This is a genomic window from Pseudomonas kielensis, assembly GCF_030505375.1.
Classification (GTDB): domain Bacteria; phylum Pseudomonadota; class Gammaproteobacteria; order Pseudomonadales; family Pseudomonadaceae; genus Aquipseudomonas; species Aquipseudomonas kielensis.
Genome location: NZ_CP130043.1, coordinates 39872 through 55588, shown reverse-complemented (window position 1 = coordinate 55588; position 15717 = coordinate 39872). Strand labels below are relative to the sequence as shown.

8 protein-coding genes are annotated in these 15717 nt (G+C 48.4%); all 8 read left to right on the top strand.

Going from position 1 to position 15717, the window contains the following annotated elements; all coding sequences use genetic code 11:
- Window positions 1-340 precede the first annotated feature (340 nt).
- The 8 genes from dpdE to dpdK all read left to right on the top strand — a co-directional run bounded on the left by dpdE (window position 341) and on the right by dpdK (window position 15606).
- Complete coding sequence (dpdE, locus tag Q1W70_RS00235) at window positions 341-3421, top strand: protein DpdE (protein ID WP_302098455.1); 3081 nt, start codon at window positions 341-343, stop codon at window positions 3419-3421.
- The gene (dpdF, locus tag Q1W70_RS00230; protein ID WP_177048083.1) at window positions 3421-5895 is read left to right on the top strand and encodes a protein DpdF; all 2475 of its coding nucleotides are present in this window, start codon (window positions 3421-3423) and stop codon (window positions 5893-5895) included. Before dpdE ends, dpdF begins: the two co-directional genes overlap by 1 nt.
- On the top strand, window positions 5895-6797 hold the full coding sequence (dpdG, locus tag Q1W70_RS00225; RefSeq protein ID WP_177048084.1) for a protein DpdG: 903 nt from the start codon (window positions 5895-5897) through the stop codon (window positions 6795-6797). The genes dpdF and dpdG overlap by 1 nt, the downstream gene beginning before the upstream one ends.
- On the top strand, window positions 6794-8221 hold the full coding sequence (gene dpdH, locus Q1W70_RS00220; RefSeq protein ID WP_302098453.1) for a protein DpdH: 1428 nt from the start codon (window positions 6794-6796) through the stop codon (window positions 8219-8221). The genes dpdG and dpdH overlap by 4 nt, the downstream gene beginning before the upstream one ends.
- The gene (locus tag Q1W70_RS00215; protein ID WP_302098452.1) at window positions 8118-9782 is read left to right on the top strand and encodes a hypothetical protein; all 1665 of its coding nucleotides are present in this window, start codon (window positions 8118-8120) and stop codon (window positions 9780-9782) included. Before dpdH ends, Q1W70_RS00215 begins: the two co-directional genes overlap by 104 nt.
- Window positions 9783-9857: 75 nt before the next feature.
- Entirely contained in the window at window positions 9858-10610 is a 753-nt protein-coding gene (locus Q1W70_RS00210; RefSeq protein WP_177048087.1) for a hypothetical protein, read from the top strand.
- Entirely contained in the window at window positions 10610-15067 is a 4458-nt protein-coding gene (dpdJ, locus tag Q1W70_RS00205; RefSeq protein ID WP_302098451.1) for a protein DpdJ, read from the top strand. Before Q1W70_RS00210 ends, dpdJ begins: the two co-directional genes overlap by 1 nt.
- Before the next feature lie 11 nt (window positions 15068-15078).
- Entirely contained in the window at window positions 15079-15606 is a 528-nt protein-coding gene (dpdK, locus tag Q1W70_RS00200; RefSeq protein ID WP_177048091.1) for a phospholipase D-like domain-containing protein DpdK, read from the top strand.
- Window positions 15607-15717: the final 111 nt, after the last annotated feature.

Here is a 15717-nt window from a genome sequence, read left to right as displayed (position 1 = left end):
TGATCTCGATAATGAAGGCAGTTGGGGTCAGGATTGTGGCGATGCGGATTGCTACGAAGACAAGGATGGGTAGTGGGATGGATAAGTTGACTAGCAATACGAAAAATTACTGTTGGCTTACCTGGTTTGCTTTACCACCTGTTGGTGACGTGGGTAATGTACCGTTTAGCTCATGCAAGGCAGGTCACGGTTCTCCAAGGATCGCCCTCCAGAAGCGGTTCAAAATAATCGACATGCCTGATCTGGATCATCTCTCTTTGTTGCTATTTATCCGTGCCCATAGTGGTTGTAGTTTTGTTGCACCCGAATATCGCTATATGACGAACATTTAGGGAATGGAATGAGTGGATTGATGGTTGGCGATCTCGTGTGTTCCAGTGGCTTTTCCGGTATCGGAAAATTACTGAGCATAGATCACAAGAGCAATGAGGGTGTGGTGGGATTCTTTGAGTCGCCCATTAGTTCTGAGTGTCGACTGAAAGCCGTAGATGTTGCTTTGCTTGAGAGCGCGCAGTTGTACGAAGAGTCGATTGTGTATTGTCAGGATCGTGCAAGCGGTATTTGGAGGAGGGGTAGGTACGCTGGTCCTCGCCCTGGTAACAGGCATCTAGTGATATTTCGGGCTGATGGAGATCAACAAGAGGTCGACATTGATCAACTTAATTGCCTGAATATAGGGCCGGGAGAACTGCTGGACCCGGCGGCGTTTTTGGCTGCACGGTCAAATGACGCACCTTTTTTTTGCTCCTTACGGCATGATTTTTTAAATGCTTATATCGAGCAGCGCGCCGCCTGTCGTTCAATTTCATCAATTCCCAGCAGTAGTGTTGAGTTGGAGCCGCATCAGATTGCTGTAGTGCGTCGGGTTTTGCGAGATCCAATACCTAAATACCTCTTGGCAGATGAAGTAGGCCTCGGCAAAACGATTGAGGCGGGCATGATCATTCGTGAGCATGTGCTAGAGAAAAAACACGACTCAAGAGTGCTAATCACCGTGCCTGCGGCACTAATCGAGCAATGGCGAGATGAGTTGTCCGGGCGCTTTCACCTTAGTGAATTGTTGGCAAGTCAATCAGAGCCACAACGATTGATTCGAATCTGCTCACATGAACACATAAATAGTGTCCTTAAGGGGTGGTTACCTACCTTGTTGGTGGTCGATGAGGCTCACCAAATTGCACCTTGGGCATGGGATCTACAGTCTGATGTGCGTGAGCGTTTTCAAGCCTTGGCAGCAGGCTGTCAGGTGGCCTCGGTTGTACTGCTTCTTTCTGGTACTCCCCTAAACGGTAATGAGAAAAATTTTTTGGCAATGCTGCACTGCCTTAGCCCTGAGGCCTATGAATTGTCAGAGGAGGGTGTACGTCGCTTTACTACCCAGATCGCTGAGCGAGAATTAGTCGGCGGTTGGTACAGCGCCCTAACGCCAAGCAACTCCAACGCAGCTTTGGAGCAAATACTTCAAAATCTGGTGAGTAAATTCCCTGATGATCAGTCTTTGCATTCTTTAGTTGATAAGACCCTTCCGCTAGTAGATTTTTTTGCTGAGCAAAGTGGTGATCTGAGAATGCAGGCAGTCCAAACCTTAAGGCGTTATATCGGCGAACATTACCGACTGCACCAACGCATGTTGCGTAACCGTCGCGAGTCACAGCAATTGGCATGGCTGTTCCCTGGTCTCGCTGGCTTGAAGCGCAGTTTTTGGCCATTGACGGAGCAAATGCCGTCTTTGGATTTGTTGCTGGAGGAATATCGCAGTCAAGCAAGTCGCGACCCTGATGATTTCCAAGCGATGAGCGCAGAAGTGTATTTACGATGGGTAGATGATCTATTGGTTAGCCCCTTGCTAGTCGGACGGCGCGCTAATCAGGCCATTCAACGTCTGTCTGGTTCACTGAAGCAAGCTGAACAGGAGTTACTTGATAATATCTCTCAGCAAGCTATTCATGAACAGATAGAAAAAGACATTTGCTTAGTTGAAAACCTGCGCAATTGGCTTGCTGAACATAAAAATGGTAAGGCAGTGGTATTTTGTAGTGTTGATGAGGTGGCACAACATATATTCACTTTGCTGGCTTGCGAACTGGATGTGGCAATCGAACGTTATATCCCCGGGCGAGAGTTGCGATTCATCCGTCCCATGAGTTCAATCAGGGTGTTGGTGTGTGACCAACATGGTGAGGACGGCCTTAACTTGCACGGTGGTCAGCGAATTGCTGTGCACTACAGTTTACCGCGCTCATTCAGCCGTATTGAGCAGCGACTTGGTCGACTTAATCGTTACAGCGCCAACCTGGTGGGGGTGCGACCAGTAGAAAGTTTGGCACTACTTCCTGCGCATGACGGATTAATCCGCCGCTGGATTGATGTGCTGGATCTGTCAGTAGGCTTGTTTAACAACACGGTAGCCAGCCTGCAATATGTACTGGAGGAGCATCTTGAGAGCAGCTGGAACACAGTGGCCTCGTCGGGTGATGAGGCGTTGCTCCGGAGCGCCGCAGGCTTGAGTGGCGATGATGGCTTACTTGTGCGTGAGCGACGTCGCGTGAAGGTGCAGGAAGAATTGTTGGCACTAGATGATGAGGTTAGCGAGGCTAAGGACTTCGCCGAACAAATCGCCGACGCAGACGACTCAGCTGAAGAGCAAGCGAAGCGGATGTGCGCATGGATGACTAAGGGGCTGTCCTTCAATTTTGAGGGTGATTTGCAGAGTCCATTTCGACTCCGGTTCGCGGTAGAGGGGTCACGTGAGGGTAGCAAGACGTTAGTGGACGTCCAAACCTTTGTTTCTAACTGTTTAACCGGTATCGATCCCGAAAGTGGTAATCCCCCAGCAACTGCACCAATGAGTGTTTCGAGAGCCCAGGTGGCTGGTCAGTCCGGGGTGTACCCATTTCGCTATGGTCAGCCGTTTGTAGACTCAATTTATAACTTGATTACGGTTGATTCGCGCGGAGCAACCAGTGCCTTTCTGCGCGTGCTAAAAAAAAGCGACCTAAGGGAGCCAAAAATATTCTTCCGTCTCACCTGGTTGGTGACCGCTACAAAGTTGGGGGCTGGGCGCCTAGAGCAACTCAGAGGCGATGAGTTGATGTTGCCTTCAGTACTGAGCCATTGGCTGGCTCAGGATGGCAGTTTGGTGGTTTCTGAGAACACGTTGAAGTCAATGGAGTGGCCTTACAATAAACCTAATCCCGCCTTTCAAGATATCAATCTGCGTAATAACGTTTGGCCTGAGTTGGAGTCATTTCTACCAGCAGCCGAGTGGAAACAAATGGTTTTGACGATCGCATCAAAGAGTCGAGAGAGGATTCTAACTGACTCTCCCCGGACTCAGCTTTTGTTATCTGCTCCCCAACTGCATTTGCTATCCATGCATGCGGTAATTGTGTGCAACGAAAAGATGCTAAAGGAGGCCTGATGCAAGCGCAGTGGAATGCACTAAAAACTGCATTATTGACACCCAATCTCGTTAGCGAGGTTGGGGCCCTGACTGAGTCATTTTTTGTTCGGTTACTCACGGTTTTTCGCGACCCAAGATCAGGCTCGGCTGATCGCGCGGCCGTGTGTCGGGATGCCTTGGGGTGTGCACTGGCAAACAAAATTAACGATCCTGTATTACTGCTACCTGAAGGTTTAGTGGGCGATAAGTATCTTTCACTCACGGGGCTTGCCCGGAATGTCATGACTAGTTACGTGCGCATGGAGGATGTTCTGAATGAAGAGGCACTTGCTGTCTACGGACATCACGCTCGTCGACATCTAATGCCCGTGCCAATGGATGTGTCTCTGCGACAAAGGCTTAAAAATGAGAAATTCACTTCATATCAAGGGCTTGGGCAGCAAGCCGCCATACGCACTGTTTTAACGTCCCCTACGGACAGCACGTTGATCATTAATCTGCCAACCGGTAGTGGAAAGACCCTGGTTATTCATGCGTTGAGCCTGTTCGCCGGCAAGAATAAGCTGGTGCTAGTCATTGTGCCAACGGTGGGATTGGCGCTGGAACAAGCAAGCCGTGCTGCTGAAGTGCTTGACCGTGCTGGATGTTGCCATGGTGGCAGTTATGCTTTGTATAGCGGCCAGTCTGAAACTGAGACTCAGCAAGTTCTTGATCGGTTGAAAGAGGGTAGCCAGCGTATTTTGTTTTGTTCGCCAGAATCAGCGATCGGCAAGTTGCGCCCGGCCCTTTTCCGGCTAGCAGAACAAGGGCGGTTAGAGGCTTTGATTGTCGATGAAGCACATATTATCGATCAATGGGGATCTGAGTTTCGCCCAGAATTTCAATTGTTGGCACCACTGTTTCGCTCGCTCAAGGAGCATTCGAAAAAAAGCATAAAAACTGTGCTGATGTCGGCAACATTCAGCGAGTCGACCCTGCAATTGTTGAAGGATTCGTTTCTTCGTGAAGGAGAACAGGCGATTGAAGTTCACGGCAGTTTTTTACGCCCAGAACTGAATTTTAACCTGCTTAAAACTGTTGATTCTGAGGAACATCAAGTCGCGGTGTTGGAAGCGATTATGCGTCTACCTAGACCGTTGATTTTGTATACAACTAAGCAAAAAGAAGCAGAGTTATGGAGGGATTTGCTACTCGCCCAAGGGTTTGTAAGAGTCGGTTTGTTCCATGGCGGAACCCCTGCGAATCAACGTGACGACCTGATCCGACAATGGGGTGATGACGAACTGGATATCATGGTTGCGACTTCTGCTTTCGGTGTGGGTATGGACAAATCCGGAGTGCGTTCGGTGTTGCATGCATCAGTGCCCGAAAGTTTGGATCGGTTTTATCAGGAGGCAGGTCGGGGGGGGCGTGATGGTAACGCATGCTGGTCTTGGATGATTTATCACCCTGGTCAGTTGCACCTAGCGAAAGGCCTATCGCTGGAGAAATTAATTTCTGCGGGTCTTGGCTTGGAGCGTTGGAAGACGTTATTGCAAACCAAAAAAATTAGCGGCGATTTGTTAACGGTTTCACTTTCGGCTCTTCGTCGTGGTGTGCACCGGCATAGCGAGAGCAACGAAAAATGGAATTTGCAAACCCTACAATTGATGCAGCGGGCAGGGTTGATTCGTCTATTTTTTGTACCACCCGAACCGCCGCAATTCGAAGGCGATTTATTGCCTGAAGATGAGCAACTACAGACAGAGTATTTTGAGGAGTATTACGATCGACTCGGCGTTCAGATCCTGATTAGCACCCATCTGTCAATTGAAGCGTGGCAGCAAGTAGAGCAAAGGCGCGATCAGGAAAAACAAGCAAGAGCCGCGGGTTTTGCTCGTTTAATCGGATGGTTAAAGAATCCGGAGCAACGATTGTGTTTGCTATTGAGCGAGTTCTATCGGCCTAGTGGAGTTGTACCTGAATACAGTTGTGGTGGTTGTCCAGGTTGTCGTGATCTAGGGCGTACGGCTTTTAAACCGACTCTTGGAGCATCTTTCGAATTACGTGGAGTTGAACTACCTCAAGTGCCTAGTTGGATGCCTTCTTCGCAGTTGTTGCGTGTTCGATATAAGCCCGAGTTGTACCCTAGAGTTACGGTCAAGGCAATGCTACATGAGTGGCGTTATTGGTTACAAAGTTTGCTGCGTGCTAGACAGGTTCAGGCTGTGCGCGCTAGCCAAGCAGTACTAGATGAGATGTTCAAAAACGAGGCACTAAAAGCCCTACCGTTCTGGTGCTCACTAGAACCAAAAGATAGTGCTGGAAGTTGGCTTGAGTTGGTGCTGCTAATGCCTGGAGATACTCATTTGCCTGTGCCGGAATTCGATGCGCCTCCCCGGGTGATAGTCGCTTCGGAGGGAGTGCCAGATCCGCTTATGCCTAATCGCAATTGGTGGGAGACCCGCCCAGGCAGTAGAGAATTGGAAAGTTTTGTAAGGGGATTTCAGTAATGTCGATGGTAAATAATGCGCATGCCGGTAGCAGTTTGAGTTTACTGAACCTAATTGATAGGGTGCTCCTGCGGAAGGGGAAGCCTATATCGCGTACTGAGATTTTTGAGCTTTTAAGACCTGATTGGTTACCGAAATCAGATGGTGCAAAATGGCGTTTTGAGGGGAATTTAGATTTTTGGATAAAGGAAGGATTGTGGGCGCAAGATGAAAGTGGAATGATTTCGGTCTCTGAAGGATCTACGGAGAAAAATCTACCGCATAGAGTTTTAGCGTTAATAATCGCTAATGCAAAGGAAACTACTGATCAATCCATTCTGGATGATACGCGGGTAGAGCCTTTTCTTCGTGCGATGACCTGCCTGTTAGCGCAGCAAACTTATACATTTATGGGTGGTAGTCCAGTAGAACCCGGTAAGAACGGTAACGCGGAAGAGGCGGTCAATAGGTGGTTGCCAGGGGATCGAGGGCTTAACTTAACTAACGAGTTAACTACTTTCCTACAGTTTGGGGAGTTTTTAGGGTTTCTTGAGCCCTTTGGTGCTGGTTATATTGTCGATCCGACGCGATCGATCGAACCTTATTTGGAAGGCTTGTTTGCTGATGAAGTAAAGTTGTCGCTAAAAGTGTTTATTGAAAAGTTGTCCGAAAAAGTCCCCCTGTTAGATGGCGGGCGTTTTCGTGTTTTGCTCGAACCACTAATGCAGGAATTGGGTTGGTATCCTCGGGAGAATAATCAGGTCAGTCCGGCTCTAAGCCATGCGCTTGTTCGATTGGAAAGTGCCTTTCGCTTACGCTTTGATAAAGCCTCCGATGACAAAGACAGTATGCAGTTACAGTTGCCGAATAAAAAGATTAGTTATGTAGGCGAAGTTTTTTATGTTTCGGAGGTGAAGTCGTGAGTTTGATTAATTATTGGCCTCGACCTGAATATATAAACGAGTGCATACGTACCGAGGCAGAGGAACTTGCAGAGCATGTCCTGTTGGCAGTCCATGAACCTATGCAGTTGCTGCGTGTAGGTGCTGGCGAAGACCAGTGGTGCAGTGAAGAAGATTTGCTTGAACACTTTCTATCTGTAGAAAGGCCGATTCCCATAATCGGAAAGTCTGGAGTTGGTAAGTCTCATCTTATTCGTTGGATGGACGCCAAATTAAAATTGCACGCGGATTACGCCAAATGGCACGTAGTGAGGATACCGAAAAATTCCAGTTTGCGTCAGGCACTTGAAATATTGTTAGACGGGCTTCAAGGTGATGACTTTGACGAAGCGCGTAAGCGGATTCACTCCGTAGGTGAACAGTTAAAAACTGAGGAGGTTGCGGATTTATTATTGACATTTATGTCGCAGCAACTCCAGCGCATGTACCAAGGCGCGTCTCTAACAATGGATGAACTTCGTGAGCGTCCCGAACTTCGTGCTCAGTTGACTGATTTTCAGAAAGAACGTTTGCGAGATATTCAAAAATACACGCTTCCCGGTCAAGGGCTTTCTGAACTAATCACTGATCCTAACTTTAAGAAAAACTTGCTTAGTCCAAAGCATTGCATTTATCAATCTGCGAGTCGGTTGACGCAGGGTGCAAGTGATGATGAGTTGGGCGATAACAATTACGAAATTAAGGCCAAGGATCTTGATTTTAGCTTTAATTTGGACGATTTATCGCTCAGCGCGCGTCAGTGTGTTAGCAAGACTCGATTGACCACTGAATTAGATGCTAGAGAGGGTGCGGCACGGGTGTTGAACGAAGTGCTTGGAGAGTCAACCCGTACGGTTTTTCGGCATCTGTTTCAGTTTAATGGCGGCAGTTTTCAAGATCTATTTAAGAGTATTCGTCGCTCGTTAAAGGTGGAAAGACGTACTCTGGTGGTGTTAGTCGAAGATATGGCGGCTATTTCCGCCATCGAAGATGTACTGATTGATAGTTTGTTGGAAGAGTCAGTGCGCGATGGTGAGCAGGAGCTATGCACTCTGCGCTCGGCTATTGCTGTGACTGACGGTTATCAAGGTTATTTGCGTCGCCAGGATACGATTAAAACCCGCGCACAATACGAGTGGAACATTCGTGACTATGGCTTGGACCGCGTGCAAACCTTAGAGCGAATTATCGATTTTTGTGGTCGCTATTTAAATGCCGCCCGATATGGCAGTGCGGCGTTGAAAACCTCATGGTTGTCTCGAGGTGAAGGAGGGTGGCCGCAGATTTGGTCTGATCCCAATGATGGAGAAGAAATTAGGGCATTTGGTTATTCGCCCTCTGGCGCCCCTTTATTCCCTTTTAATCGAAATGCTATTACAGCTCTCTGCAGACCATTTTTGTCGTAAGGGCGACGAAGAGCTTAAATTTAATCCGCGTCAAATATTGAATGAAATTTTATTGCGCACACTCCGTGATTATAGAAAAACGTTCGAGGTACACGAGTTCCCGCCCGCAGGGTTTGCGGGGATTAGTGTTTGGTCAGGATTGCAGGGGGTTTTGCAGAGACTTGAAAATCCGGAGCGAAGCAAAACTGTTGCGGCAATCTGGGGGTACGGTGGTCGTAAAATAGAGGATATTCAAAGTAATTTGGATAGAGGAGTTGCCAGTGCCTTTGGTTTAGGTGGGCTAGCAGCGATGCTCAAGGATGGGGTGGTCGCCACGCCGGACGCACGCGTAATTACAGTGCAAACCAAAACTCAAACTTCTGAAGGAGATAATGAGGCAGCAACTGATTCTCGTCAGGATAAATTGCAGAAGTTGGAAGAAGCGGTAACATTATGGTTTCAACGTAAAATAGAACTTGGGCAGGAGGAGAGTCGCGCTTTGCGGGCGGGTCTTCTTTATATGTATGAGCAGTATGCGCACGCAGATTGGTTCGGCCTTGGTGAAAAGCCTTCGCTGAAGAGCGGCGTTTTTGTAAATATAGAACTTCCTTATGCTGTCGGTAATCGTACCGTAAATAAAGTGTCTTTTTGTTTAGAGAAGGACTTCAAAAATACGCAGAGGGCAGCTTTTCTACAAGGCATAGCCCTCGCACTGCTTCGCTATGAGTATTTTAATCCAAAATTTACTTATGATGTTGGTTGGGGTTATGCCGGTGGTTTTGAAGACTATCTAATATATCAAAACTTTGCTGCGGATTGGGTGCCTGATGCTTTGAGGACATTAGCTGCGCAGTCCCGGGAAAGCTTGTCAGATTTGCTCGGTAAGCAAGTTCAATCTGCGATTATACTTGGATTGATGGTAGGTGCTAATAATGATCGACAGCGCTTAAATGAATTGCTCCGGCCCGCTGAGAGTATTCGCGAACGTGAAATAGCCGCAATTGTTCCAGAGTTAAAGCAGGCGCGCGAATTAGTGCTTAAAGGTTGGGATGCTGAGCGTGATGCTTGGTTGAAATTGGTTTCTGTAAATGAGCATGGGATGGATGGCGATATTGCCGCTAAAGGACTTAAAGTGGTAAGAGTTAATCCTGATCTGGCAGTGGTGCGGTTGGCCAACGTTGTAACTAATGCTTTGCAGCCAGCGATAAAAGTTATTGCTGTTCTAGAAGGTTGTTCTCTGCAAGATGAATTTTTTAATTTGCTGAAGAATATGGCTGATTTAGTGCGAGATATTAGTGTGGGTGGGCTACATTATCCAGCACAATCAAACTTTCCAAGTGCAAAAAAAATGGAGAGTTCTTTGCTTGCATTGAGGTCTGACAGCGAAAACTGGTCGCTGATCAAACGCCTATTATCACTGGATGGTGAAACTGATGTGGTTAAGCGATTGCAACAGTTTAACCTCATCGATGGTCCTCGCCTCGAGACACTTATAAAGGTGCTGATGGATTGGGATGGCCTTTACCAATACGTGAAGCCGCGCTTAGAATCGGAAAATAAGCGCTGGGGGGAGATATTTTGAAGCAATCTCAAAATAGTGTGACCCGTCTACTTGATGAACTCACCATGACGGTGGATAACTTGCTGGAGGCTAGCAATGAGTCCGCTTGAACAGCAGATCGAAGCTCTTCGAAGTGAGCAACTACTAAGTCAGTCTGCTGGGCAGGCTCGCGAGGCTATTAAGGACTGTGAACATATTTATGAACGCTTCCAAGCTATCGTCAAGAACCTAAAGGCTATGGAGGCAAGTGCGGATGTGCTAAAAGCACTACCGGAAGATGCGCCTGAGTCGATGCAGTTGAGTTCTGAAATACAGCAGCAGTGCAGTAAAGCAATTGTAAGTCTGAAAACGTTTACTAGTATTTGGCAGCAGAAAAGATCGGCTGCCCTCCAAGATGACGCACTTGATAATGCACACGTGGCACTTCGGGATCTGGCCACTCAATTAGAGGCGAAAGTGGAATCATGTTGGAGATCCTGGACTGCGCAATTGGACAATTCTTGCCGAGTCGAACAAGTAATGCTGGATACCCAGCGTGGTATTCCAGTTGTTGATCAATTCTATACGGAGTATGTCGCTCTACGTAAACAGTTTTTGGCTGGAACGAAACAATTGCCAGAAAATGTTTGGGTAATACAAGGATTAGAGAAATTGGCTGCGAGTATGCAGCAAATGCGTGATCAAATGGTTTTCGACTTGCCAGAAGATGTTACCCGTTTCTTTAAGCAGCTTAATCACCCTGGCAATCAAGGTAAGGCACCGTTGTCGATGATGACTTTGAGTGCTTTTCAGTGGCTACAAGAAAATGATCAGCTTGGACAATATATTATTAGCCGGAAAATTACCTGATGATCATTACATTGGCGCATTTGCATGCTTGTTTAGATAGGTTAGAAGAGCAAGAAACAAAGTTGCTGGTTTGGGGTGATACTGGCGGATTTTTTAGTGCAGATGAGGTAATCACAATCTTGGAAGGTGTGCTTCCCGATCATGATCCTTACGATGTACTGATGGAATTAACCAGGCATGCAATGCTCATAGAGGCGCCGCACCCTGAAGGACTGACAAATGTGTATCGCACACGGATGGGCGAGTCGGCGTACCTGTACCGTAATTTGCGTCAATGGTTCTTAGGCCAATCGCTGGATCGGTCTCGTACACTCGTATCAGACTTTCGCTTTATTCGACGCCCACGCAGTTACCCTATGCGTGATCAGTTTATAGAAAAGTTACTGCCTCAGTGGTTACAAGTACCGAAACTTAGTAATACTCAGCAGTTGAAAACGGCAATTGAATTATTGCTTGACCCAAACAGTAACCTGCATTTGGCTGGTTTTCAGGCGCGAGCAACATTGCGCATCTTACAGGCCTACAGCGAGCAGCACTGCGGTAGTAGCCAAGCCTCTGGCACCATTGTCTGTGCCGGAACAGGCAGCGGCAAAACACTGTCGTTTTATTTGCCGGGACTCGCTTCACTAGCAGCGGATCTATTACTTAATCCCTCTCCTCGAGTACGAATTCTTGCAATCTACCCGCGTAATGAACTGCTCAAAGACCAGTTCATGGAGGCTTGGGGGCAGTGCCGAAAACTCGATGGACTGATGCAGTCAGGGGTCGGTCGAAAAATTCGCATTGGTGCTCTGTATGGTGATACACCTTACAACTGGGGTATGGCCGGGAAGGACTATAAAACGGGGAAACAAAAAACTGAGTTTGATCTACTACGCTGCACCACCGACAGTTGTACTGGTCAGATGGAGTGGAATTCTAATCTTAAAGAGGTTAAGTGTAGTCGCTGTGGTCACCGTGTTACGGATGATGAGGTGGCGCTGACCCGTAGTTGTCAGACGGACTTACCTCCGGATATTCTGTTTACCACCACCGAGATGCTCAATCGTAGACTTGGTGACTTCAGTTGTAACCACCTATTTGGTGTAGGCCAGCAGGCAGGTCCGATGTTGGTGCTACTCGATGAAGTGCACACGTACGGTGGTAGCAGCGGAACTCAAGTTGCTTACTTACTTAGGCGCTGGATGAAGCGCGCTCAATGCCGTCCGCACTTTGTAGGGCTGTCTGCAACACTGACAGATGCTGAGCGTTTTTTTGGCGAGTTGGTCGGCGCACGCCAAGAGCATGTGGTATTGGTCGAAGCGCTGCCTGATGAAATGATTGACGAGGGTGCGGAGTACCTACTGGTGCTTCGCGGCGACCCAGTTTCCCAGACTGCGTTGCTGTCGACCACCATTCAAGCGTGCATGCTAACTAGGCGTATTCTGGATGTCCGCAAGAGCCGCTCACTAGGCACTTGGGGTAGTAAAACCTTTGTCTTTACTGACGATTTGGATGCCAATAATCGTCTTTATCATCAATTAGCAGATGCAGAAGGTTGGCGCACTAGTAAATGGGGGCTTAAGCCTCATCATCCCTCGCTTGCTAGTCTGCGTGGTCCAAGGGACGGGCGGGATGATGGCGGGCAAGACACAGTCAATCCGCTCGAACGTATACGTCTGGGCCAAGATTGGCGAGCGGCTACCGATATAGGCCATTCGCTGGATGAGGATGATCGTGCGGTAATCGGGCGCACCTCAAGCCAGGATGTCGGGGTGGATGCTGACGCAGAGATTGTTGTTGCCACAGCGTCTCTTGAGGTGGGCTTCAATGATCCGGCAGTGGGGGCTGTGCTGCAACACAAGGCGCCGCGTGATGTTGCATCCTATTTGCAGCGCAAGGGCCGTGCCGGTCGCTCACGCACCATGCGTCCGTGGATGCTTGTAGTTCTCTCAGAGTTCGGTCGTGATCGAGTCGCATTTCAACGCTATGAAGAGTTGCTTAGCCCCGAAATTAAGCGGCAAGGTCTGCCACTGCACAACAGCCATATTCAAAAAATGCAAGCAACTATGGCGCTGCTTGACTGGCTCAGTGCGCAGTTAGGTAGTGGTTCCGTGTGGACGATTCTACGCAAACCGCAAATGAATAAGAGCAGTTGCAAGAAACTGCTCATTTTAGTCGAGCAGTTGCTACGACCAGGTAGTCAGCAAGAGCACTTCAAAACCTATTTGAAAGATGCCCTGCAGGTCGATGACGATACGGCGAAGCGCATTCTCTGGGCGCCGCCGCGTTCGGTGATGCTTGAAGTGTTACCTACGTTGCAGCGCAAACTGGTGACAGATTGGAGTGCCAACGGCCAACCTTGGGCGGATGTGGTAAGAGGAAGTTCACCGCTCTCGGAGTTTATTCCTGAGGCGCTATTTGCCGAACTTAGTTTGCCGAGTGTGTTTGTTGCTTTGGTGCGGGGGGCGGAGGAGCATATCGAGTGGACGGATCTACCAATTTTTCAAGCCCTGCGAGAGTTTGCCCCAGGGCGAATTTCTAAGCGATATGCGATTGACAGCAACCTCGATTCAGACTGGTTAGTGCCCGTAGATTTTGTACCTGAACAGGAAACCATTCAGCAGCGCGGGTTTGAAGTCGGTGAGGCTTTTGGCGAGCAGTTACGAGATGAAGGCTTGGTTGCTGGTGATGCGGATAAAACTTTGACGGTACTGCGCCCTAACTCCATATATACCCGGCGTTTAGATCCAAAGTTAGGCCTATCTGAGAAAAGTAACGCGCGACTGATATGGCAGTCTGAATTTCGCGTTCCAGCACTAACTGAATTGCACAAACCCCCAGTTGGCAGTTGGGGTCAGCATTTGGTCGATGTAACGTTCTGTTTGCATCAGCAAATGACTCCTCTGGAGGTGCTGCGTTTTAGTACCGCCGCAGATGCCACTTTAAGATTTAGCAAGGGAGCAACTACTAAAATTCGATTTGATTGGCAGCGTAATGGCGAACCCGTTGCCATTGGTGCCCGCCAATGGGTTGATGGCATGCGATTACGCTTTGCTATCAATGATCAGGTAATAGCTGATATGTTAGCAAATCCACAGGTATTACGAGGATTGCGCCCGATCTACTTCCGGCATCTTGTGGATCAACTGGATATCTTTGGTGGTGACCAATTTAAAGCTAATTGGATCGCAGAGTGCTATCTGGCTGCAGTCGCGGGTGAATTGCTAGATTTGAATCCAAACGATCCGCAACCACTAATCAGTGCGTTGATTCGGTTGCACTCGAGTGCGGGTATTGAGCGATTGCGCAGCATTCCACAGAGTCTATTTCAGCCTGATGAGCAACTTGATTCAGTGCAAGAGCAGAAGTTACAGGTGGCTCTACGGGAGTTACTAGACCGAGATGATTTACTTTGCAGTCTAAAAGTGTGCGCAAATGCCCTCTGGTCTGATGTGCACGTATTACCGGAATTGGGCCAATGGGCGCGCGCCTTGTTGGCCAATACTCTGGCCGCGGCAGCCCAGCAATCCATGTGTGTGTTGCTGCCCGATGTTGACGAACGGGTTGTGTTGGCTGATGCGTTGTGGAGTGAGGGCTACTTAGAGATCTGGTTGAGTGAGGCCGAGGCGGGAGGTAATGGCATCATCACTCGTTTAGAACTGGCATATTTTCAGGATCCGTTGCGCGTACTTAATGTCTTCGCACGCAGCCTGCAGCCAAGTGACTATGAGCAAATCGACTTTGATCTCTTCCAGTTGCTTGGCCTGGTAGTGAAAGGGGGGGATTTAGCTAGCTCGCTTGCTGAGGTGCGTGGCTGCAGTAATTTACAACAACGGCGTGATGCCAACGAAGAGTTGCACCGTGTTCTGCTCCGTGAAGGCTTTGCCCTTAGCCACAGTTTTTTAAGTGTTTTGCATTCAAGGGCCCTCAGGCCAGGTAGCAATACCAGCACCGACAAGTACCTTCTCAACTTGCTGGAGCAGTGGCGAAATTTAGAAAGCTTTAGTGGCTTGGAGTGGGGTTTAAATATCGCCGCCCATGCCTTATCCGCCAAAAATCTTGGTGCTCAGGCGTCTGCTGTTGAAGTGTTCCAGGGACTTTGTCGTAATCAGGGGTTATTGTGGCCGCGTGGTAACGCCATCCGTCAGTCTGAAATGAACTACTATAACCCTTTCCAAACGGGCGTCGCCACAACTGAACGGCTGCTAGGTAGCCTCCTCTTTGCTGAGCAAGAGTTGTATGTCCAGCTAACAGTTGATTATTTGGCTGAATTACATCACGTGTTAAAGCGAGTAGGACGAGTGGACCTTTTAATACCGCGTACCCATATCGCCTCAATCTCAAAACTAATAGCCGAGATTCAGCTAAATCCTGTTGATCACTCCGGGTTATGGTTATATCCCCGCATTGGGGCTATGAGGCGGTTACAAGATAGCATGGTATTGAGGATCGAACTGGCCGAGGCCATTCAATAAGAGTTTTTGCTATGAATGAACAGCGGCAAATTTTTCTACACGGCCCCCTAGGTCGTCGACAATTTCGCGAAGTACTGGGTGGACTGATGTCCGGCTTGTTGCTTAACCCTGAGCCTATCTGGTTGGTATCGCCCTGGCTGAGCGACTTTCCCCTATTGGACAACTGTTCAGGGCAGTGGGACACATTAGAACCAGGTTGGGGCAGTAGAGAGGTTAGTTTTAATGAAGTGCTAGCGAAGGCAGTTAATTGCGGGTGCCGTTTACGGGTAGTGACCCGTGACGATACGTACAGTCGTCGGTTTGTTCAGCAATTGAGCGGTCGCCTAATTTCCGGTCATGATTTTTCTTGCCAGTTCAGTGAACAAGTTCATACCAAAGGCCTACTTACTAACAGTTGTTTTTTGAAGGGCTCAATGAATTACACCTGGAGTGGAACAAACCGTAATGACGAACATGTCATGCTGACCAGTAATTCTCAGATAATTTCTGAAGCATTACTAGAGTTTGAAGAGCATTACCGCTTCGAGGCACATTCATGAACACTATACCGACATGGTTGCATCCTTTTTTTGCGGTCGATAACCAGATCGATCCGGGCAAAGTGCTTGCTGGGAAATACCCGCAGCCGTATCAAAATTTGTTGGAGCCTT

Excerpts from the sequence above, each read along its gene's own strand:
- dpdG (WP_177048084.1), top strand. The coding sequence starts at position 5,895 with ATGTCGATGGTAAATAATGCGCATGCCGGTAGCAGTTTGAGTTTACTG.
- dpdK (WP_177048091.1), top strand. The coding sequence starts at position 15,079 with ATGAATGAACAGCGGCAAATTTTTCTACACGGCCCCCTAGGTCGTCGA.
- dpdF (WP_177048083.1), top strand. The coding sequence starts at position 3,421 with ATGCAAGCGCAGTGGAATGCACTAAAAACTGCATTATTGACACCCAAT.
- dpdJ (WP_302098451.1), top strand. The coding sequence starts at position 10,610 with ATGATCATTACATTGGCGCATTTGCATGCTTGTTTAGATAGGTTAGAA.
- Q1W70_RS00215 (WP_302098452.1), top strand. The coding sequence starts at position 8,118 with ATGGAGAAGAAATTAGGGCATTTGGTTATTCGCCCTCTGGCGCCCCTT.
- Q1W70_RS00210 (WP_177048087.1), top strand. The coding sequence starts at position 9,858 with ATGAGTCCGCTTGAACAGCAGATCGAAGCTCTTCGAAGTGAGCAACTA.
- dpdE (WP_302098455.1), top strand. The coding sequence starts at position 341 with ATGAGTGGATTGATGGTTGGCGATCTCGTGTGTTCCAGTGGCTTTTCC.